Source organism: Pirellulales bacterium (assembly GCA_019636335.1).
In the GTDB taxonomy this organism is placed as follows: Bacteria; Planctomycetota; Planctomycetia; order Pirellulales; family JAEUIK01; genus JAHBXR01.
In genome coordinates this window covers 22,048-43,567 of the sequence record JAHBXR010000033.1, presented here as the reverse complement: position 1 = coordinate 43,567, position 21,520 = coordinate 22,048, and the positions used below count along the sequence as shown (strand labels likewise).

Below are 21,520 nucleotides of genomic sequence, written 5' to 3'. Positions count from 1 at the left end.
ACCACTGCCCCTGCCCCCTGATCACCAACCACTGACCTGGTAACGACCATGCCCACATTTCAATTCGAGGCGATGGACTCGACCGGCACCGAGATCAAGGATGTGATCGACGCGCCGAGCGAGGAAGAAGCACAGGCAACCATTCGCCAGATGGGCTACTTCGTCACCAAGATCGCGGTGAAGAAGTCGCGCAAGACCGCCGACAAGAAAAAGTCGGACAAGAAGGGCAAGTCGATCGCCATCGGCGGCGTCAAAAGCAAGGTCCTCACCACCTTCACCCGACAACTCTCCATTCTGCAGGACGCCGGTCTGCCGATTCTCCGCAGCCTGCGGATTCTCGAAGCGCAGTCCAAGCCCGGCCGCTTGAAGAACTCCCTCATCGACGTCTGCGACGACATCGAGTCGGGGGCCACCCTCTCCGAGGCCATGGCCAAGTGCCCCAAGTGCTTCGACCGTCTCTACGTGAACATGATCAAGGCGGGCGAGGCGGGGGGTGCGCTCGAAATCATTCTCCGCCGCCTGGCCGAGTTCCAGGAACGTTCCGAATCGCTCAAACGCAAGATCAAAGGGGCGATGATCTACCCGGTCGTCGTCGTGTTGATCGCCTGCACGATCCTCATGGCGATCATGAAGTTCATCGTGCCGAAGTTCAAAGAGATCTTCGACGACTTCGACACCGAGCTCCCCCTGATGACCGAGCTGCTGATCACCATCTCGGACGCGGTGATCAAATACTTCTACCTGATGCCGCTGATTCCCATCTCGGCGGTGCTCTTCGTCAAGCTGGTGAAGAAGTTCAAAGGAGGCCGCGTCGGCTGGGATCTCTTCATCCTCAAGCTGCCGGTCTTCGGCCAGTTGATCGAAAAATCGATCATGGCCCGCACCAGCCGCACGCTGGGCACGCTCATCGCCAGCGGCGTGCCGATCCTCGAAGCCCTCAACATTGCCCGCGAGACGAGCGGCAACGCCATCTTCGAGAACATCTACGGCAAGGTCTACGACGCCATCCGCGAAGGCGAATCGATCGCCCGGCCGCTGAAAGAGAACTCGCAGCCCGGCTTCAACATGGTCACCGTCATGTTCTGGTTCATCTTCGTGGCCGGACCGATCGGCGTGTTGATCTATGTCATGCGCATGAAAACCAAGGTCATCGACGACCTCGTCGTGAACATGGTCGACGTAGGCGAGGAGACGGGCGAGCTCGACACGATGCTCTACAAGGTGGCCGACACCTACGACGAAGAGGTGGCCGTGCTGACCGAAAGCCTCGTGGCCCTGCTCGAACCACTCTTGATCATCGTGCTCGGCGTGATGGTGGGCTTCATCGTCATCGCCCTCTTCCTGCCGTTGATCAAGCTCATCACCACCTTGAGCTAGGAGAGGGGGCAGGGGTCCGCGGACAGTGGGCAGGGGTTAGTGGGCAGGGGGCAGAAACGATCACCAGCGCGAAGCGTAAGCCAAAATCCCAACCCGAAGCGTCAGCGAGGAAGAAGTAGGTCAGGTACCCCGTACCTGACAACGCGCGACGTCACCAACTCGACCGAGTGTCAGGTACAGGGGTACCTGACCTACAAGACACCACGTTCTGCCGTCGTGGGAAAGCAAATGACTTGGACCACGACGACACAACGGCACGACATGAAGGCATCCCAGGCGCAAAGCGTCAGCAAGGCGATCCTTGGATCTGACTCAAAACCCAGTTCCGCACAGGCCAGCGGCCTGTGCCACTAGCCCCTGACCCCTGACCACTAGCCACTGACCAGGCCGACAAGAAGCGGCCCGAGCACGATCATCGCAAGGAGAAGAGCATGGACCGGACAACGCGGCCTGCGGCCGAGACAGTCGAGCAGGCAAAAAAAGACCAGCAGACCCTGCCCCAGCACATCTCCGCGCCGCCGCAAGCTCCGCGCCTCCGCGTGAGCAACTCTTCTGCCCACTGCCCACTGACCACTAACCACTCGCAACCCCGGGTGCCACTGGCCGGGCACCGACGGCGTAAGCCGTTGGTCGCAGTGCCGGATGGAGTCGAGCAACACGTACAAAGCCTCACGCAGAGCCGCGGAGCCGCGGAGCAAGCTTGTTGTAGGTCAGGTAGCCCTCTACCTGACAAGAGCGAAGCGGACCGCTTAGCCTCGTCGGTGGAACACAGCCAACACCAACAAGTGTCAGGTACAGAGTACCTGACCTACAACTCCGTGCCTCCGCGCCGGGTGCCACTGGCTCCGCCAGTGCTCTGCCGAGTCGAGCAGCCGTATTCCAAGTCCACAACGGCAACCGCGCGCCAGGCTCGACTCGAACGATCGAGTGGACAGTGGACAGTGGGCAGTGGGCAGTGGGATGACTGCGATACGACAACTCACCAGACACTGGCGGAGCCAGTGCCACCCGTGCTGCGCGAGAGAGGAGAGCAGTGGACAGGAGAACAGGAGATCATGCGCCAGCAAATCTCCGCGCCGCCGCAAGCTCCGCGCCGCCGCGTGAGCACCTCCTCTTCTGCCCACTGCCCACTGACCACTGACCACTCGCCGGCCAAAGGCCGGCGCGCCTTCACGCTCGTCGAGCTACTGATGGTGATCGTCATCATCGGCATCCTGGTGGCGTTGGTCACCGTGGCCGTCGCCCGCGCTATTACGTCAGCAAAACAAACGGCCGTCCTCGCCGAAATCAGTCAACTCTCGATGGCCCTGGAGCAGTACCAACAAAAACACGGCTCGTACCCGCCGAACCCGGGGACGGAAGAGACCGATCCACAACGACAGCAACGTCTCGAGCGGCATTTTCGACGCATGTTTCCTCGCGTCGTTGGAAATTACACTGCGATCGAAGCCGCTATCAGGAATGCAACTACTTTTTCGCAGGCTCCCTATACGACAGGCCTCAAACTCGAAGATCTCGACGGCGCCGAAGCACTCGTGTTCTTCCTGGGTGGCCTGCCGAACCCCGAGTCCTCGAATCTGTTGACCGGCTTTGCAGCAGATCCGGCCAAACCATTTCAATCGAGCAATGACCAGTCGCAACGCACCCAACGCTTCTTTGAATTCGATCCGACTCGTCTTGCCGATTTCGATGGCGATGGCTGGCCGGAGTATGTTCCAAAAATTAATGCCGGAGTGTTTACTGACGCTCTTGGCAGAACGTTCACCTCGGCACCGTATGTATATTTCGATTCCGGTTCGTATGAACTCGGACCGCACTATCCTTTTTTCCACGACGATGTAACCGTACAAGCGCGCTTGGCAGGTTATTGGGGCTATGCCGTTCCCTACGGCAGCCAGCGCGACACCACTATTGGAAACGCGTTAGAGCCGTGGACTTGGGCCATGACGGCAAATGGATGGCAAGAGCCGGGCAAGTTCCAGATTATCTGTGCCGGTTTGGACGGCAACTACGGCAGTCGTCCCGATCCGTTGTCGATTACCGACGAGGACGAAATCTGGAAGCGAGTCTTCCCCAGCGGTGAAGGTTACAAAACGAACATACCGCTCGGCGGCGCCTACCTCGATCTCGACTCCGACAACCTCACGAATTTCGCCGAGAAGCCGATCGGGGAAGTGGAGGCGCCGCAGTAGTCATGCGATCCGCGCACGAACAGCGAACAACCTGTAGGTCAGGTAGCCCTCTACCTGACAAGAGCGAAGCGGCAAGCTCAGCCGTTTCGAGTAAGCTCCCCCGGGTGCCACTGGCCGGGCACCAACGGCGTAAGCCGTTGGTCGCAGTGCTCCGGGTGCCACTGGCTCCGCCAGTGCTGCAGGGAGTCGAGCAACCGTATTCCAAGTCAACCACGGCAACCGCGCGCCAGGCTCGACTCGAACGATCGAGTGGACAGTGGACAGTGGGCAGTGGGCAGTGGGATGACTGCGATACGGCAACTCACCAAACACTGGCAGAGCCAGTGCCACCCGCGCTGCGCGAGAGAGGAGAGCAGTGGACAGGAGAACAGGAGATCATGCGTCAGCAAATCTCCGCGCCGCCGCAAGCTCCGCGCCGCCGCGTGAGCACCTCCTCTTCTGCCCACTGCCCACTGACCACTGACCACTCGCCGGCCAAAGGCCGGCGCGCCTTCACGCTGGTCGAGATGCTGGCCGTCGTGGCGATCATCGCCATCCTCGCCTCGGTCCTGCTGGGCGCGCTCTTCCTCGCCACGGAACGCGCCCGACACGAACGGACCCGCTCGCTCATCAACAAGCTGCACAACCAGATGATGCAGCGCTGGGAAGAATACGAATCGCGCCGCATGCCCCTCGTGCTACCGCCTAACTTGCTGACGAGCGCGCAATCCGATCCCACCGTGTTGGACTCGATCGCCCAGGCGCAGCTCATCTTCCTCTACGAAACGATGCGGATGGAGCTGCCCGACATGTACGAGGATCTCAATCTCCAATACTTCGATATGTCGATTCCCAATCTCGATCAAGAGTTCCACAGTAACGGTCTCTTTTTCGATTGGCAGAACCTTCCCGCTGGCATCAAGCGGCCCGACAACCACCTCGCGACCCCAGAACAAGAGTACGTGCCCGCCATCACGCGCGCCTATCAACTCCGGGTCCTCACCGCCGCCGCCGCCAACGCCGACGACCCCACTGACATGGCCCAGGTGGTCGCCGCCGTGAAGGCACTCGGCGATGCCAACACGTCGGCCGAAATGCTCTACCTCATCATGACCACCGCCACCGGCGACGAGGACTCCGGCGGCGTCCACTTCTCCCAAAAGGACATTGGCGATACCGACGGCGACGGCATGCCCGAGTTCATCGACGCCTGGGGCAAGCCGCTCCGCTGGATCCGCTGGCCCTCGGGCTATGTGAACGACCCCGCCATCGTGGGTCTGTCTCTACTGTCTTCGCCGTGGGGATTGATCACCGACCTCATCTCCGGCATCGCCGCAGACAACCTCATCGATCCCGACCCGAATCCCTTCGACCCGCGCCCCGTCACACCTGCCACGGTGATGGCCAATTCCGAGCCGGGGAATCTTCCGCTGCCGTCACCGCCGCAAGTGTTGAAGCAAGGTTACCGCCTCGCCCCCCTCATCATGTCGGCCGGACCCGATGGCGAGTTCGGCATCCGCTTCGATCGAGATGATGCTGGCCTGTCAGATCCCGATCGCGCCACACTGATCAGCAACTACACCGATCCCTATTACTGGTGGATTGCCGACGGTGAATACGTCCGCCGCGGCACCCCCGGAAAGCTCGACATCGCCACCGGCGCGTTCAGTCCGACCGGCGAATGGGTCCACCTCGACAACATCACGAACCACCTGACGGAGGCCCAGTGATGATGGCGCTGCACCTGCTATTTCAGGCATGGCTCACGCGGAGCCGCGGAGCCGCAGAGCAAACGCGGCGACGACACCTGGCGCCACTGGCTCTGCCTTGTAGGTCAGGTAGCCCCCTACCTGACACGAGCGAAGGTGCCAGCTTAGCCCCTTCAAGTAAGCCCCCCAGGGTGCCACTGGCTCCGCCAGTGCTGCAGGGAGTCGAGCAACCGTATTCCAAGTCCACAACGGCAGCCACGCGCCAGGCTCGACTCGAACGATCGAGTGGGCAGTGGGATGACTGCGATACGGCAATTCACCAGACACTGGCAAAGCCAGTGCCACCCAGAGCCGAGCTATGCTCGTCCGAACAAGTGTCAGGTACGGGGTACCTGACCTACAAGGCACCTCGTCGTGCCGTTGTGTCGTCGTGGTCCAAACCGTTGGATTTACCACCACGGCACCACGACACTACGCCGCCACGCCGCCGCGTGAGCACATCTTCATCTTCATCTGCTGTCCACTGCCCACTAACCACTGACCACTCGCCGGCCAAAGGCCGGCGCGGCATGACGTTGGTCGAGCTGCTGGTGGTGATCTTCATCGTGCTGACGGTCACGGCGCTCGCCATTCCGGTCATCGCCCCAGCCATGCGCGGCCGTCAGGTCCGCGAGGCCTCGCGCCTAGTGACGGCCTACCTCGCCGGCGCCCGCTCCGAAGCCCTCCGCACCGGCCGCGCCACCGGCGTCATCTTCGAACGCTTTCCCAATGCGCCCGAGATGTGCATCAATCTCTCACGCTGCCAGGTCCCTCCGACTTACGCGGGCGATACAACGGCGTCGCGCGCCACCGCCACAGGAAATAATCACGAATTCACGGTCATTGACGCATGGAATAACCGCGTACAGCCGGGCGACCTTATCAAGTTCAACTATCAGGGGCATCTGTATCGTATTGTCAATGCGACCGGTTCTCCTAAGACCTGCGAGCCGGTGAACGGGACCGTACCGGCGTTTAATTTGCCCGCCGGCACCTCGGTTCCCTACCAGGTCTTCCGACAGCCAAAGCGCACCAGCACGCCCCCCGTGCAATTGCCCGCCGGCATCGTGATCGACCTCGGATTTTCGGGAGATGCAACTGGAAATACGGGCAATACACTGCAACCGTTTGTCATCAGAGATCACACCGCGTCGGGATGGAGCGGAACCGCTTACGAACAGGACCCGCACGCTGGAGAAATCATCGCAGGGCATACGCCATTGGGCATAATGGTTGTATTCGCTCCTGATGGCTCGGTCGAGGGACTTTATCGACCAAACGCGTTAGGTGTACAAATAAAAGACTTTCCATCAGGGTCCATCCATTTTCTCATCGGCCAACGGGCGCGTGTGCCAGTCACCACCGTGACCGACCCGAGCTTGCTTGCGGCGATCGAACTCGATTCGACGACCGTTACGAGCGAAAAAGAAGATCTCGCCGAAGAACAACTCGCTACGTTTAACTTCATGGATTTGGAAAACCTCTGGGTCACGATCAATCCACGAAGCGGGCAGATTAACTCAACGGAAATGTATGCAGTTCCATCTATCGATGATCCCACGGCTGCTATCGCAACATCGAATCCGTCCGAAGTAAGACCCATCGCCGATCGCGTCCGCCAATCGCGTCAATTCGCCCTCGAAGGCCAGGCCATGGGAGGGCTCTAACGTGAACCACAGCACTCTGCCAATCGTTCCAAGCCTCACGCAAAGCCGCGGAGTCGCGGAGCAAGCTTGTTGTAGGTCAGGTAGCCCTCTACCTGACACGAGCGAAGCGAACAACGCAGCCGTTTCGAACAGGTTCAGCCAACACCAAGAAGTGTCAGGTACGGGGTACCTGACCTACAACTCCGCGCCTCCTCAAGCTCCGCGCCGCCGCGTGAGCACCTCCTCTTCTGCCCACTGCCCACTGATCACTGACCACTCGCCGGCCAAAGGCCGGCGCGGCATCAGCCTCACCGAAGTCCTGCTGTCGATGTTCGTCATGACCGTCGGCATTCTCGGGCTGGCGGCCCTCATCCCGGTCGGCGGCTCCGACGTCGCCACCGCCGTGCGCAACGACCGCACCAGCAACCTCGGCCGAGCCGCCTTCCGCGACGTCCAGGTCCGCGATTGGCTGAATCAAAACAACTGGCTCGATCCCGACGCCGGCACCGCCTGGCGCGACATGGACATGCCCGACGGCACGAACGAGACCATTCCCTTCGAGACCTCACCCCTCGATTACGGCAACGCGGTCTGCCTCGATCCCATGTTCCTCGCCCGGGCAGTCCCCGAGGGAACGCCCATCGATCGTCGCTGGGGCTTCCCCTACCGGCTCGATAACAATCCCGACCCCGACAACGACCACTTGCAATCGCTTAATCCTCCCCGCATGCAGCGCGTGGCGCTCCGCGCGTGGCCCGGCAGTACGCTCCCCATGTCGCTCGCCCAGACCGAACGACTCTTCCGCTCGAGCGACGATCTCGTCTTCGGCCTCCCCGACAATCAGCCCGACGGCCGCCCCTTCGCCTCCCTCGGCACGGCCGGGCAGGTGCGCCAATACACGGGCGACTACTCGTGGATGGTCACGATCGCGCCGTATCTCAACGAGCACACCGCCAACCTCCCCGCCGCTGAGCGACCCCAGTCGTACATCGTCTCGACCGTCGTCTTTCAAAAACGCATCGTCGAGCTCGCGCCCGAGGACATCGGAAATCGCGTCGGCACGCCTCCCACCGAGCGTTTGGTCTATTGCGATTTCATGAGCGGCATCGGCCTGGGAGGCGGCGACGTGCGACTACGCCTGCCTGTCGGTACGCTCGGTAACAACGACCCCAACCAGCCGAAAAACAGTGACTTTCCCGCAGTCAAGCCGGGGCAATGGATCATGCTGAGCGCCTGGCTATTGCCCGGTAACGGCGTCAGCGGCGCCGTCTTTCGCTGGTATCGCGTCGTCAGTGCGGGGCCTCTTACCTCAGCGGTGTCTGGTGGAGTGGTAACCGAGTGGTACCAGGATGTCACACTCTCAGGTCCCGATTTCTGGCGGAGCAGCGTTACTGTCTTTGGCTCCCTCTACGCCGATGCCGACGATTTAACTCCACCGTCGGGAAAAATCACCGTCTACGCCACGATCGTCGACGGCGTCGTCGGCGTGTACGAAAAGACCATGCGGCTCGACACCCGGGCCTTCGGCGTGAGGTAGGTCGCGCACCCCGTGCGTGACAAAACCAACGAAAAAGTGCTCGCGGAGAACACGGCAGCAAAACCATCCCAAACGCGAGGCAAGAGACGATTCACCGCGAAGGCGCCAAGACCGCGAAGAAAGGTTTCACGCACAACGCGACGTGGCCGACTCGATGGCAGAAGTAGGTCAGGTACGGGGTACCTGACCTACAAAACTAGTTCCGCACAGGCCAGCGACCTGTGCCACTGGCCACTGCCCACCGACCACTGAGAGGCGAACAGGAGAGAGGCCATGCGAACGAGCAACCAACAAGCGCCACGCCCAGCAAGCGCAACCGACAATTCTGCGCCTCCGCAAGCTCCGCGCCGCCGCGTGGGCAACTCGTCTTCTGCCCACTGCCCACTGACCACTGACCACTCGCCGGCCCGCCGAGGCCGGCGTGGCGTGATTCTGGTCGTTGTGCTGGGTCTGCTGACGATGATGGCCCTGGCGCTGCTCACCTACGTGCTGGTGGCGGCGCAGGCCAAGCGCACCGCCCGAGCCGCGGCGCACGTCGAACGCCGCGGCGACCCTCCGCAGGCCCTGCTCCACCAGGCCGCCCTGCAAGTCATCCGCGGCACCAACGAACCGACCTCGGTCCTGCAAACGCACAGCCTGCTCGAAGACATGTACGGCAACGACGGCGTGCGCGGACAAATTCCGTTCGTCGATCCCGCGTTCGGAACGGATGCTTTCAACGGCTTTGCACCCACTACCGTTACGGTACCTAACGGGGGCACCAACCTTACCTTCCCCACCATCCTCAAGGCGGGCACGTTTCTACAGATCGTCGTGACTCCTTACGGCCCCGATCTGATCCCCTTGGGACGCGCCGGCATCGATGACGATGGGGACGGAACCGTCGACGAGCCCGACGAATTTGGCCTCGGCGACGACAGTCGACTGGCTGACACCGACAACTTCTACAATGGCCGCCTCTTCACCATGATCGACGGCCCCGCCGCTGGGCAGTCGACGCGCATCGTGGGCTACACCGTGAACACGGCGTCCACGCCGCCGATCGCCGTGTTCACGCTGCTCCCCTTCGACAGTATGCAGGCAGCCAGTGCCACGGCGTGGTCCACACGCGGCGCTCCACGCCCTGGCGATCGCTTCGTCATCAACGGCATGCCCTTCAACGGCACGGGCTTTGGCTTGGACCCGAATACGTACGCCGCGAGCAAGCTACTCAACGCCAGCGGCCCTAACGGCCGCCAGTTCGCCCTCATGCCGAACCCGGCCTTCATGGCGCGAACGGGTCCTGCGTACGAGAACGCGGGTTATACCAACTGGCAACACCATTCCATTTTCGATCCGGCCGGTCCCGGTGGCGCCGACGAAGACTACGATGCCCCCGACTATCAGAACATGCTGCTCGGCATGCGCACGCTCCCGGCCGGAGGTGCCAATTTCCCCGCCAATGGCATCCTTCCCTCGTTACACCGACCCGATCTGATCAACTATTGGATCAACCAGGCGGGCTCGAATGGAACGTGGGATCACTCCACGCCCCCCAGTCCTGTACCGGCCGATCTGCGCCGGCGCGTTAGTCTCCGCCCGGACATCGCTCACCACCGGAATTTCACCGGCAGCAATCCAAACTACGATCCTCGCTTCGGGCCCTGGGATGTCGACAACGATGGCGACGGCGTGGCCGATAGCATTTGGGTCGATCTAGGGCTCCCCATCCAAACGGCACCCAATGGCACGCGCTACAAGCCGATGTTCGCCGTCATGTGTCTCGATATGGATGGCAAGCTCAACCTCAACGCGCACGGCAACGTGACACAGCTTGCCTACGATACGGCGAATCCGAATTTCAATCCGCTGGGCCAGAGCGTCGCCTCCTTCGGTGCGACGACCGTCCTCGGTCCCTACGCGGGCGGTCTGGCCAACACGGCTACCCCCTTGCCCGTCGGACTCGGTTACGGCCCGGCCGAAATCAACCTCTCGCGACTCTTTACCAACTCCCTGGGCGTGCCCACGGGCGAGTACAGCCGCATCCTGGGCGTCGACAGCGCAGCTCCCCTCCCCGGCCGCTATGGCGAGTTCGGACGCAGCTTCTCCGTCCTGCCGGCAGGTTTTCCGCGGGTACCAGGACCGGGACTCACCTTCTTCGACGGCCTGGCGTTCGATCCCACCATGCAGTTCAATCCCGATTGGGAATCGCTGCTCCAGCACTACGACCTGCCGGGCCTGTCGCTGCTATCGCTGAACGCCGCTTCGGCAAATCTCCAACCCTATCACAACCCCGAGTACGCCCTCTTCGCCACGCCCGGTGCCTATGGCACCCCCCCCGACATCAACGGCAATGGCGCTCTCGGTCTCGACCTGCGCGGCCTCCCCTACTGGGGCTTGCCCGCCCCGACCGACTATCGCGAGCGTACCGGGCTGAACGAATTCGCCGATCGCGCGACGAACCCCTACAAGATCAATCTCTCGTGGCAGGCGCGCGAGCGGACCTATGCCAGCGCGGCAGGCATGGTGCCGGTCGATGCCCCCTTTACTCCCGAAGAACTCGAGCGACTGCTACGCACCAACGACCTCGACGCCAGCATGCTCCCCGATCGGTTGCTGCAACTCGCGCCGCAGTCCTTCGTAACCGACACGAACGCCGCCCGCCGACGCAACGCCGTCACCACCGAGAGTTGGGATCTGCCGACGCCCAATATGGCCGCCATGCCCAACGACTTGATCGACGATCTATTCGATACCGCCACGGGCGTTGTCTCGTCGGGGCGCGGACTCGGCGTCGTCGAGATCCTGCGCGAGCGTCTCCGCAACGCCGGCATCAATGTCAATAATCTGGCCAACTTCAACGCGGTCGTGCGGGCCTACCTGCCGCCGGAGGTGATCGCCGGCCAGCGTCTCGACCTGAATCGCCCCCTGGGCAATGGCATCGACGACAACGGCAACCTGATCGTCGACGAACCGCAAGAAGCCACGGCCGAGGGCTATGCCACCAGCATCTTCCCGGGCGCGAGCACCAACTTTGATCTGAGCAACGACGGCGTCATCAACGCCAACGACGAATTGGCGCGGCAGGCGCTGGCCAAGCAGCTCTATTGCCTGGTATGGATGCTCATCGACGACCAGTACCTTGTGCGCTTGCAAAATGCGAGCGGCCTGGCCCCCGCCGAAGCCCGGCAGGAACTCGCCCGGCAAATCGCGCAATGGGCCGTCAACGTCGTCGATTTCCGCGACCGCGATTCGATCATGACACCGTTCGAATACGATGTGAATCCGTTCACGGACGACACCGGCGCCGGCACCAACCCGTGGAATGTCGATGGCGTAATCACGGCAGGCAGCGCGGATAATGCGTTGGCGTATCGCGGACTCGTCTGGGGCACCGAGCGACCCGAGTTGCTGCTGACCGAATCGCTCGCTTTTCACGACACGCGAACAGAAAACCTTGATAACGATGCTGGTGGAGATGGTGTCTACGATGCGTCCGGGGATCCCGACACCGATGACGATTTCGATCAGCGGTTTCAACCAAGAGGGTCGCTCTATGTTGAGATCTACAACCCGGGCAATCCCTGGGATGCGCCACCTGCAGAATTGTATGGTGGCCCAGCGGTAGATCGAGGGATCGACCTTGACAGAATGGCTGGCACATCGCCTGTTTGGCGTCTGATGATCGCCAAGCCAACCGCCAGTGGCCACAAGGATCCCGACGATCCGTTCGATCCATTGCCCAGCACCGACGCCGAGCGAGCAGTCTATTTTACTACGACTGAACCCACTTCAATTAGTGACGTTACAACTCGCTACTACACGAGCCAGGCTGTGGCAAGCGAACTACTACCCGGCCGCTATGCCGTCATCGGTTCTGCTGCGAGCTCTGACGTAACGTCATCTACGAATGTAGGTCGTCGAACGGGACCGGATTACCCGCGTAATATCCAATTGCGACCGGACGTCTCCATCACCGACGGCACGGGGACAAACGTCTACCCATCGACGACAAACGAGATTCAAGTTCCACTGGGCGTTGCCATCAACCAGCCAAGCTCGCTGAATATTTCGGAACCGTTGGCGGGCTATCCTCCAGCAGATGTCGCCCCGAATCAATACTCAGTCCCGTATGATGAGCCGTTGGATATTACCGTTGGCTATGATCCGCTGTTGCAAAGTTATGGAACTCATGAATCGTTTCGAATGATTCATCTCCAGCGACTTGCCAACCCAACGCTCGCTTGGAATCCTGAATCTGGCAAGGCTGGCCATAATCCCGCGATTCCAGTCAATCCTTACCTTACCGTAGACTCTCTGCCCGTTGACCTCACCGTCTACAATGGTGACGAAAACGGGTACATGGGAATGGATGAACCTCGCTTCACTGCCGCTCCCCCTGGCAGCATGAAGTTCAACTCGCGACAACGAAACGGCGGAGCTTCTTACAACATTTGGGCACAAACATCTGATGCACCCAGTGTCGCTACAGAGATCAATCCACTCACCAATAGTACGCTTGGTTATTTAAATGAATCGTTTGGGATGGCGTGGAACACGACGAACGCGCCCAACCTCAGCGGTACGAAGTCGGACGGTTCGCCGATCACCGCGGCCGACTATCGCGGCACCCCCATGACCCCCTTCCCCTGGTTCACCTGGCTCAACCGCCCCTTCGTCAATCAGTACGAGATCTTGCAGGTGCCCGCCGAGCGATCGTCGAAATTGCTCGCCGCCCATACGTTACGTCAGGCGGGAGACGATCCTTACCAGCCGGACGACGACAACACGGCCGCTCCCTGGTATCAGAACTACCCCTATCGACACCTGCCGAACTTCTTCTACACGGTCGATGCCCTCGCAACCGAGCCCGCCGCTCATCTCTACCGCTTGTTCGAATACGTCCACGTCCCCTCTCCCTTCGCAGGGACGGAAGATTTTCTCAATCCGCTCACGATGGCGATTCCACCGGTTGCCGGTGAACCTGCGCTCCCCTTCCATCCCCCTTACAATCGCGTCTCGCGCTATCGCGAGCCCGGCAAGGTCAATCTCAACACCATCGGCGACCAAGAAGTCTGGCGCGCCCTCACCGCCGACCATCCCGGTATGCCCAACTTCGATCAGCTCGTCGACAGTCGTCGCGGGTATCCGGACACAAGCGGCGATATGGTCGCGCAAAACAATGCCTCCCCGACCTTCTTTGCCAACCCGTTCCGCTCCTTCGCCGGTAACGATCTCGTTCCGCTCGATACACTGCGGCAACCAATTGGCTTTACTCGACGCGATATCGAAACCACGCTGTTGCGCTCTAAGCGCGATGCCAGCGGTCAGCCGACGAATGATCCCTTGTTCGCCGCCGACAGTGCCTCGCTCGCTACGAATACGACACAGAATCCCTACTTCCGCTATCTCGGCCTGCAGAAGCTGGGCAATAAAGTCACCACCCGCTCGAACGTCTATGGCGTGTGGATCACCGTCGGCTACTTCGAGGTCGATGATACCGCCATGTCGTCGTTGAACGGCCGTCCCGATGGCATTCAAATTGGCGCCGAGTTGGGGTCCGATACCGGTAACATCCAGCGCCATCGCGCCTTCTATCTCATCGATCGCAGCATTCCTGTCGCCTTCGAGCGCGGGCACGATCATAACGTCGAGAACTGTATCCTCATCAAACGGTTCATCGAGTGAGGGGGCAGTGGTCAGGGGTCAGTGGTTAGAGGGCAGTGAGCTGAGGTTAGTGGCACAGGTCGCTGGCCTGTGCGGAACTGGGCTGTGACTCAATCCTGGAATCTCCTCGCTCACGCTTCGGGTTGCGATTCCGCGAAAAGCGCCACTTCAAAACTGCCGCTTCGGGTTGTAATCGATTAAATTCCAATCCCTGCCTCCTGCTCACTGCCCCCTAACCACTGTCCCCTGACCCCTGCCCACTCCCATGTTTCATCTCAACGTCTGGCTGACCGTGAAGCGCGACGAGGATATTGCCCGAGTCGCCGAGTTGCTGACGACGGCGCAGCAGTGGTCGCGCGAGGAGCCGGGCAATCGCCGCTTCGAGGTCTACCACTCCGAGACCGACTCGCGCCGCTTCCTCCTCTGCGAGCACTGGGAGACGAAGGCCGACTGGGAGACCCATCGCGAGGCCAAGGCCTTCCGCGAGATCTACGCGCCCCAGATCCTGCCGCTGGTCGATCGCGAACCCCATCCCTCGCGGCTGCTCGGGTAAGGGGCCGAGCGTGGCGATGACACCGCCACGGCTCCCACGTACGCAACGCGGGACTCGCGGCTGCTCGGGTAGCCGAGCCGGGCGCGGCGAGAAAAGCCCGCCACGCGGCAGGGGGTCGTTTCTGAGATGCGCCGGCCGGCCCCGCCGCACATCGGTGCTTATCGGGGTGGCGGGCACGCGGCGGCCTCAGGTGGCCCGCTTTCCGGCCGGCTGGCGGCTCCCTATAATCCCTGCGCCATGCCGATCATCGAGATAGAAGGGCTGTCGAAGTCCTACCGCGTCTACCAGAAGCGAGAAGGCCTGTGGGCCTCGATCGGGGGCCTGTTTCGCCGCCAATACCGCGAGGTCCCCGCCGTCCGCTCCATCGATCTGGCGGTCGACGCCGGCGAGTTCACCGCCTTCCTCGGTCCCAACGGCGCCGGCAAGACCACTACGCTCAAGCTCCTCTCCGGGGTGATTCATCCCACGAGCGGCACCGCCCGCGTGCTCGGGCACATCCCCTGGAAGCGCGAGAACGCCTACCGCCGCCGCTTCGCCCTGGTGATGGGGCAAAAAAACCAGCTCTGGTGGGACCTGCCGGCGCAAGAGTCGTTCCGCCTGCACCAGCAGATCTATCGCCTGGCGCCGGCCGATTTCGAGCGTGCCCGCGACGAGCTGGTCGACCTGCTCGACGTGGGGCAGTTGCTCGGCCGCCCCGTGCGCGAACTATCGCTGGGCGAGCGGATGAAGATGGAGCTGATCGCGGCGCTTTTGCATCAGCCCGAGGTGTTGTTCCTCGACGAGCCCACGATCGGGCTCGACGTCGTCGCGCAGCACAATATTCAGACCTTTCTGCGCGAGTACCAGGCGCGGCGCCAGATCACCATTCTGCTGACGAGCCACTACATGAAGGACGTGGCGGCGCTCTGCCGGCGCGTGGTCATCATCACGCACGGCCGCATCATGTACGACGGCTCGCTGTCGGGCGTGATCGACCGTTTCAGCAGCCACAAGGTGGTGACGCTGCTCTTCGGCGACGGTCAGATGCCGGCCGATCTGGCGCGCTACGGCACGCTGCTCGAAACCGTCGCGCCGAAGGCCAAGATCCGCGTCGAGCGCCGCGCCGTGCCCGAGGTGCTGGCCCACGTGCTCGACCATTACACGCTCGAGGATGTGAGCGTCGAGGATCCGCCGCTCGAAGAGGTGATCGCCGAGGCGTTCTCGCAAGCCCGGGCCGATCTCGAAGCGGACGAAGCGTCTCGTGCCGCCGCCACCGTCGAGCGAACGTAGAGGCCCCTCCCGCATGTACGCGCGCGTGCAAACCTGGTGGACGATCCTGGTGATCTCGCTCGAGGAGCGCCTGGTCTACCGGGGCGATTTCGCGCTCGCCACGTTCATGCGGTTCATCCCGATCGTCACGCAGATTTTTCTCTGGGGGGCCGTCTTTAGCGCAACCACGGGCACCATGGTGGCTGGGTTCAGCTACAACGACTTCGTGGCGTATTACCTGCTGACGATGATCAGCCGCGCGTTCTCGAGCATGCCGGGCCTGTCGTCGAACATCGCCCTGCAGATTCGCGATGGCTCGATCAAGAAGTTTCTGATTCAGCCGATCGACCTGATGGGCTACCTGATCCTGCAGCGCACGGCGCACAAGCTGGTCTATTACCTGGTGGCGCTGGGACCCTTCGCGCTGATCTTCTTCATCTGCCGCGGCTACTTCCCGGGCTGGCCCGACGCGCCGACGATGGCCGGCTACCTGGCCTCGCTGGCGATGTCTTTCCTGCTGGGCTTCTTTCTCGAGGCCCTGATCGGCATGGTCGGCTTCTGGTTCCTCGAGGTCAGCTCGCTACTGTTCCTCTACATGCTGTTCAACTTCTTCTTCTCGGGTCACATGTTTCCGATCGACATGCTGCCGGGGCATTGGCGCACGATCGTCGAGTGGCTGCCGCTGCAGTACCTGGCGTACTTTCCGGCGGCGGTTTTCCTGGGCAAGATCACCGGCGCGGCACTCGTGAAGGGCCTGCTCTGGCAGTTGGCCTGGGTGGTGTTCTTTGCCGTTGCCTGCCGCGTGGCGTACGTGCGTGGCATCCGGCGCTATAGCGCCTACGGAGGTTGACCGCATGCCCCGCACCGACCAGCCCAGCTACGCACGCGTGTTTCTCACCTTCGCGCGGAATAGCCTCGTGCGGGACATGACGTTCCGCTCGAACTTCGTGATCGACGTGGTGACTTCGCTCGGCTGGATGCTGATGAACCTGGCGTTCTATACGCTCATCTTTCGATACACGAATTCGATTGGCTACAACAGCGGCTGGGGCAAATATGAGTTTTTCATCTTTCTGGCGACGACGATCTTCGTGAACAGCCTGGTGCAGGCCTTTTTCATGCCCAATGCCGACGAGTTCGGCGAACTGGTGCGGACGGGCAATCTCGACTTCGCGCTCTTGAAGCCGATCGACACGCAGTTTCTCGTCTCGCTGCGCAAGATCGAGTGGTCGTCGCTGGGCAACTTTTTCTTTGCCCTGGGACTGGTGCTGTGGTCGCTCTACCAACTCGACTACGTCCCTTCGCTGGCCAAGCTGGTGCTCTACCCGCTCTACCTGGCCTGCGGCGTGGCGATCATGTACAGCCTGATGATCTCGCTCGCGGCGGCCAGCGTCTGGTTGGGGCGCAACCAGAGCCTGTACGACTTCTGGTTCTACGTGACGAACTTCTCGCGCTACCCGATGGAGATCTACCAGGGCACCTGGGGCACCGCCTTGCGGCAGTTTTTCACCTTCATTGTGCCGGTGCTGATCGTGGTGAACGTGCCGGCGCGGATCCTGGTCAAGCCGCTCGACGCGGCACAATGGAAGTTCGCCGCGCTGGCCCTGGTGATGACGGCCGCTAGCCTGCTCGCCTCGCGCTGGATCTTCAACCGCTCGCTGCTCTCGTACCGCAGCGCGAGTAGCTAATACGCGCGCGACTTACTTACTAGGGAAGTTGCGGTCGCGAAGTTCCTTCAGGCGGCGTTCGAACTCGCCGGTTTCAACCGCCTCGGCGAATTCTTCGAGGTCGGTATAGATCGCGTTGCTGAGGAAACGGACGGCCCAATTGTGCTTCAAGGGGCTGATCGCGATGACGATCTTGCCCGCGTGGTGGGCCTCCCACATCTCGATCGCCGTGCCCATGCTCGCCTGGGGGACGTAGGCCAGCACGACGTTCGCCTCGCGGCACATGTGGGCGTGTTTGAAGAAAACAGTCCGGCCGAGCTGGTCGTCGTATTCGAGCGAATTAGTATGGTCGGCCAGCGGATCGTAGACGTCGCAGTGCGGGAGGTGCCTGGCCAGCAGTTCCTTGATCCGCTCCCGATAGTTCTGGGCGTGCAGGGCCGAGCCCAAGTGCGAACCCTGCATGATCCCGGCGAGAAACAGACGCATCGCGACAAACCCTCCGATTCCAAGCCGTACTCGAGGCAGCGGGCCGGGCGACGTTTTCCGCACGCCAGCCAACTTGTAGGATACGGCCTGTCTCCGCCGCCGCAAACATCGTTCCATCGAGCCATGCCGCGCCACGACACTGATTGCTTAGCGATCCTGCGATCCGATCTTGCCCGCCGCCGGCGAGGGGATGATCCCAAAAAACTTCGAGGTCCCGCACGATGATTCGCCGTACTGCCACGTTGTCTCCCAAGCGCCCAACCGCCACGAATGGTGAGGCGCCACGTGTCTCATCGCCCGGCGCGGCGGAGCCCGATCGCCAGGAAGCGCTTGAGCTCGTGCTCTCCCTGATGGCCATCCCGGGCGAAAGTGGCCGCGAGGGCGCCGTTGCGCAAGAGATCACACGGCGCCTGCTCGACGCCGGCGCGAAGCGCGAGGACATTCGACACGACGACGCGCATCGCCGCTCGGTCCTGCCGGGCGAGGTAGGAAATCTCATCTTCAAGCTGCCCGGCACCGTTCGTGCCCCACGCAGGCTCTTGATGGCGCATCTCGACACGGTGCCGCTGTGTATCGGTTCGAAGCCCAAGCTCGAAGGGGGCTGGGTGCGGTCGGCCGACGCGACGACGGGACTCGGCGCCGACGATCGAGCTGGCGCTTCGGTAGTGTTGTCGACGGCGCTGGTCATTCTGCGACACAAGCTGCCGCATCCACCGCTGACCTTCTTCTGGCCGGTGCAGGAAGAGGTCGGTCTGCACGGCGCGCGGCATGCCCGGCTCAGCATGTTGGGTAAGCCAAAACTTGCGTTCAATTGGGATGGCGGACCAGCCGAGAAACTGACCGTCGGCGCGACGGGCGCCTACCGCATGACGATCACCATTCAGGGGCGCGCGAGCCATGCCGGCGGCGCCCCCGAACGCGGTGTCAGCGCGATCGCCATCGCCGGCATCGCCATTGCCGAGCTCCAGCGCAACGGCTGGCATGGCCTGATCCAGAAAGGTCGCCACACGGGCACGAGCAACATCGGCATCATTCGCGGCGGCGCCGCGACAAACGTGGTGACGCCATCGGTCGAGGTTCGTGCAGAAGCTCGCAGCCACGATCCCATCTTCCGCAAGCGCATCGTGCGCGAGATCGACAAGGCCTTCAGCCGCGCGGCTCGCGAGGTCCGCAGCTCCGACCATCACACCGGGCACGTGAAGATCGATACCCGCGTCGACTACGAGGCCTTCAAGCTGGCCGACGACGAAGCGTGCGTGCTGGCGGCCGAAGAGGCGGTGCGCGACGTGGGTCTCGAGCCCTTGCGGGCGATCGGCAACGGGGGGCTCGATGCCAACTGGATGACGGCCCACGGCATTCCCACGGTCACCATGGGCTGCGGACAACAGTTCGTCCACACGACGGACGAACGCCTCGATGTGGCCGCGTTTCACAGCGCGTGTAGAATTGCGCTGAGGCTGGCAACGACGGCAAGTTCGTAGTTGCTGGCTGACGCTTCTGGAAGTTGCGCATTTCGGGAATCGTAACCCGAAGCGTGAGCAAGGCAGCACTGTACTCGACGTTCTTTCCAAGAATCCCCTCGCTGACGCTTCGGGTTGTGATCGGCCGATTGGCCGAGGAGAGGGGCCAAGGAACCTCGAAAAGCGCAACTTCAAAGCTGACGCTTCGGGTTGTGAACTTCGTAACCCGAAGCGTCAGCGAGGCTCGTTATACGGTGCCCACTGGGGTTATCACGATGGATCTCGACGACGAAATGTGCCTGTGCTTTCACGTGACAAAGCGCAAGGTGCTGAATTTCCTGCGCGTCGAGAAGCCGCGCCGCGTGGGCCAGATGAGCGAGTGTTTTGGCGCCGGCACCGGCTGTGGCTGGTGTCGACCTTTTCTGCGGCGTGCGTTCGAGGCAGCCGTTGCAGGCGGCACGACCGAGCAAGAAGAACCAAGCGCCGCGGAGTACGCCCAGCGGCGTTCGCGGTACATCAAGGCCGGCGGCGGCACTCCTCCCCCCGGCGCAACACCCGTGGGGGACGAGTAAACGCCCAGCGGCGATGAAAAAGTGGCGAGAATTGAGACTTGCGAGGTGATTTTGAGTCGGTGCTATTGAGACTGAAAATCAGCAAGCCAAATATTTTTCAACATCGTCAGATCACGCAGAAAGCGCACCTTGACACTCTTTGGCGGTCGTCCTAATATTCTCAGCGCCGCGGCCCGATGGCATCACTAAAGTGCTTTTGTGGCAAGTACTTCGTGACGAGAGCCAAGTCGGCCTGCTAAGAAGGAGAATCGCTTCCATGACTCACGTCGTTTGCGAACCGTGCTTCGGGTGCAAGTACACCGATTGCGTGGTCGTCTGCCCGGTCGAATGCTTCTACGAAGGCGAGAAGATGCTCTACATCCATCCGGATGAGTGCATCGACTGCGAGGCCTGTGTGCCCGAGTGTCCCGTTGAAGCGATCTTCCATGAAGACAACGTGCCCGAGGACTGGAAGGACTTCACGGCGCTGAATGCCGAGATGGCGCCGCAGTGCCCGGTCATCACCGAAAAGAAAGAGCCGCTCGCCGGCGCTGAATAGCCCGTCAGCCAGCCAGGCGGTTTCGCGCGTGCTTGTCGAGCAAGTGCGGCGACGCTCCCAGCACGCAACACCAGCCGACGACCGTTGCGGATCTTGATCCTTCCGCAACGGTCGTTTTTTTATAGACGTTGCTCGCGCCCCCCGGCTTGGACCGTCTCGCTCTTGCTTCCGGCGCCTACTTCAAATCGACCGACCAGTAGGCGTTGTCGAGGAACGATTTCCAGCTCTCGTACTTCGGATTGCCCAGCTTGAGCGTGAGCAACGGGCTGCGTTTCGGTTTGACGGGGGGCCGCACGAGCTTCATGTTCGCTTCGTGCGGCGTGCGTCCCCCTTTGCGGACGTTGCACTTCACGCAACTGCAGACGATGTTCTCCCAACTCGTGTCCCCCCCCCGGCTGCGCGGCATCACGTGATCGAGGCTCAACTCGCTCATCGGAAAGCGACGCCCGCAGTACTGACAGCGGTTTCCATCGCGGGCAAAGATATTGCGCCGATTGAAGCGGATCACCTGCTTCGGCAGCCGTTCGTACGACAGCAGCCGGATGACGCGCGGCACCTGGATCTCGAAGTTGACCGAGCGGACCCAGTCTTGATCGGGCTCTTTGAACTCGGCCCGCAATTCGCTGATTTCACGCCACGACTCGAAGTCGTAGTTGGCGTATTGGCCATCTTCCAGATGGATGACTTCCGCGAGCTCGCGGAACAACAAAGAGAACGCGCGGCGCACATTGATCACGTGAACCGCCACGTAAAGGCGATTCAACACCAACACACTTGCCCCGAGGGGATCAAGCGCGGGAGCCACGGCAGTCATAAACTCTCTCTCCGGGGAGTAACAGGGGAGTCGCGAGAGCAGCGGGACGCGGCCTGG

15 protein-coding genes are annotated in these 21,520 nt (G+C 61.7%); 13 read left to right on the top strand and 2 right to left on the bottom strand.

All coding sequences use genetic code 11. The features are described 5' to 3' along the window. The first annotated feature begins 48 nt into the window (after positions 1 to 48). The 10 genes from KF708_22745 (at position 49) to KF708_22700 (ending at position 17,614) form a co-directional block, all read left to right on the top strand. Positions 49 to 1,377: a type II secretion system F family protein gene (locus tag KF708_22745; GenBank protein ID MBX3415520.1), complete on the top strand. Its 1,329-nt coding sequence runs from the start codon at positions 49 to 51 to the stop codon at positions 1,375 to 1,377. 1,055 nt (positions 1,378 to 2,432) lie between these two features. After that, complete coding sequence (locus KF708_22740; GenBank protein ID MBX3415519.1) at positions 2,433 to 3,569, top strand: type II secretion system protein; 1,137 nt, start codon at positions 2,433 to 2,435, stop codon at positions 3,567 to 3,569. A 377-nt stretch (positions 3,570 to 3,946) separates the two neighbouring features. After that, positions 3,947 to 5,278, top strand: coding sequence for a type II secretion system protein (locus KF708_22735; protein MBX3415518.1), 1,332 nt, complete (start codon positions 3,947 to 3,949; stop codon positions 5,276 to 5,278). Positions 5,279 to 5,280: 2 nt separating this feature from the next. Then, the gene (locus KF708_22730) at positions 5,281 to 6,963 is read left to right on the top strand and encodes a prepilin-type N-terminal cleavage/methylation domain-containing protein (GenBank protein ID MBX3415517.1); all 1,683 of its coding nucleotides are present in this window, start codon (positions 5,281 to 5,283) and stop codon (positions 6,961 to 6,963) included. Between the two features lie 151 nt (positions 6,964 to 7,114). After that, positions 7,115 to 8,479 (top strand): hypothetical protein, encoded by a 1,365-nt coding sequence (locus KF708_22725; protein MBX3415516.1) that lies wholly within the window; start codon positions 7,115 to 7,117, stop codon positions 8,477 to 8,479. Positions 8,480 to 8,905: 426 nt separating this feature from the next. Then, complete coding sequence (locus KF708_22720; protein MBX3415515.1) at positions 8,906 to 14,146, top strand: hypothetical protein; 5,241 nt, start codon at positions 8,906 to 8,908, stop codon at positions 14,144 to 14,146. Positions 14,147 to 14,390: 244 nt separating this feature from the next. After that, positions 14,391 to 14,678: an antibiotic biosynthesis monooxygenase gene (locus KF708_22715; GenBank protein ID MBX3415514.1), complete on the top strand. Its 288-nt coding sequence runs from the start codon at positions 14,391 to 14,393 to the stop codon at positions 14,676 to 14,678. Between the two features lie 237 nt (positions 14,679 to 14,915). Further along, the gene (locus KF708_22710) at positions 14,916 to 15,947 is read left to right on the top strand and encodes an ABC transporter ATP-binding protein (protein ID MBX3415513.1); all 1,032 of its coding nucleotides are present in this window, start codon (positions 14,916 to 14,918) and stop codon (positions 15,945 to 15,947) included. A 13-nt stretch (positions 15,948 to 15,960) separates the two neighbouring features. Next, complete coding sequence (locus KF708_22705) at positions 15,961 to 16,776, top strand: ABC-2 family transporter protein (GenBank protein MBX3415512.1); 816 nt, start codon at positions 15,961 to 15,963, stop codon at positions 16,774 to 16,776. Positions 16,777 to 16,780: 4 nt separating this feature from the next. Next, on the top strand, positions 16,781 to 17,614 hold the full coding sequence (locus KF708_22700) for an ABC-2 family transporter protein (protein ID MBX3415511.1): 834 nt from the start codon (positions 16,781 to 16,783) through the stop codon (positions 17,612 to 17,614). Between the two features lie 12 nt (positions 17,615 to 17,626). Here KF708_22700 and KF708_22695 read toward each other — a convergent pair whose 3' ends face one another. Then, a complete protein-coding gene (locus KF708_22695; GenBank protein ID MBX3415510.1) occupies positions 17,627 to 18,079 on the bottom strand; it encodes a hypothetical protein in 453 nt (150 codons plus the stop codon). Between the two features lie 221 nt (positions 18,080 to 18,300). On the opposite strand from KF708_22695, the gene KF708_22690 reads away from it, so the two are divergent. The 3 genes from KF708_22690 to KF708_22680 all read left to right on the top strand — a co-directional run bounded on the left by KF708_22690 (position 18,301) and on the right by KF708_22680 (position 20,649). Further along, positions 18,301 to 19,560: a M20/M25/M40 family metallo-hydrolase gene (locus KF708_22690; GenBank protein ID MBX3415509.1), complete on the top strand. Its 1,260-nt coding sequence runs from the start codon at positions 18,301 to 18,303 to the stop codon at positions 19,558 to 19,560. 254 nt (positions 19,561 to 19,814) lie between these two features. After that, positions 19,815 to 20,111, top strand: a complete 297-nt coding sequence (locus KF708_22685; GenBank protein ID MBX3415508.1) for a (2Fe-2S)-binding protein — start codon at positions 19,815 to 19,817, stop codon at positions 20,109 to 20,111. Positions 20,112 to 20,367: 256 nt separating this feature from the next. Next, positions 20,368 to 20,649, top strand: coding sequence for a ferredoxin family protein (locus KF708_22680; protein ID MBX3415507.1), 282 nt, complete (start codon positions 20,368 to 20,370; stop codon positions 20,647 to 20,649). A 175-nt stretch (positions 20,650 to 20,824) separates the two neighbouring features. Here the strand turns inward: KF708_22680 and KF708_22675 are convergent, their stop codons facing one another. After that, positions 20,825 to 21,463, bottom strand: coding sequence for an HNH endonuclease (locus KF708_22675; protein MBX3415506.1), 639 nt, complete (start codon positions 21,461 to 21,463; stop codon positions 20,825 to 20,827). Positions 21,464 to 21,520 lie beyond the last annotated feature (57 nt).

What these genes read in the sequence shown, in the direction of transcription:
- KF708_22745 (MBX3415520.1), top strand. Translation starts at nt 49, where the DNA reads ATGCCCACATTTCAATTCGAGGCGATGGACTCGACCGGCACCGAGATC.
- KF708_22740 (MBX3415519.1), top strand. Translation starts at nt 2,433, where the DNA reads ATGCGCCAGCAAATCTCCGCGCCGCCGCAAGCTCCGCGCCGCCGCGTG.
- KF708_22735 (MBX3415518.1), top strand. Translation starts at nt 3,947, where the DNA reads ATGCGTCAGCAAATCTCCGCGCCGCCGCAAGCTCCGCGCCGCCGCGTG.
- KF708_22730 (MBX3415517.1), top strand. Translation starts at nt 5,281, where the DNA reads ATGGCGCTGCACCTGCTATTTCAGGCATGGCTCACGCGGAGCCGCGGA.
- KF708_22715 (MBX3415514.1), top strand. Translation starts at nt 14,391, where the DNA reads ATGTTTCATCTCAACGTCTGGCTGACCGTGAAGCGCGACGAGGATATT.
- KF708_22710 (MBX3415513.1), top strand. Translation starts at nt 14,916, where the DNA reads ATGCCGATCATCGAGATAGAAGGGCTGTCGAAGTCCTACCGCGTCTAC.
- KF708_22705 (MBX3415512.1), top strand. Translation starts at nt 15,961, where the DNA reads ATGTACGCGCGCGTGCAAACCTGGTGGACGATCCTGGTGATCTCGCTC.
- KF708_22700 (MBX3415511.1), top strand. Translation starts at nt 16,781, where the DNA reads ATGCCCCGCACCGACCAGCCCAGCTACGCACGCGTGTTTCTCACCTTC.
- KF708_22695 (MBX3415510.1), bottom strand. Translation starts at nt 18,079, where the DNA reads ATGCGTCTGTTTCTCGCCGGGATCATGCAGGGTTCGCACTTGGGCTCG.
- KF708_22690 (MBX3415509.1), top strand. Translation starts at nt 18,301, where the DNA reads ATGATTCGCCGTACTGCCACGTTGTCTCCCAAGCGCCCAACCGCCACG.
- KF708_22685 (MBX3415508.1), top strand. Translation starts at nt 19,815, where the DNA reads ATGGATCTCGACGACGAAATGTGCCTGTGCTTTCACGTGACAAAGCGC.
- KF708_22680 (MBX3415507.1), top strand. Translation starts at nt 20,368, where the DNA reads ATGACTCACGTCGTTTGCGAACCGTGCTTCGGGTGCAAGTACACCGAT.
- KF708_22675 (MBX3415506.1), bottom strand. Translation starts at nt 21,463, where the DNA reads ATGACTGCCGTGGCTCCCGCGCTTGATCCCCTCGGGGCAAGTGTGTTG.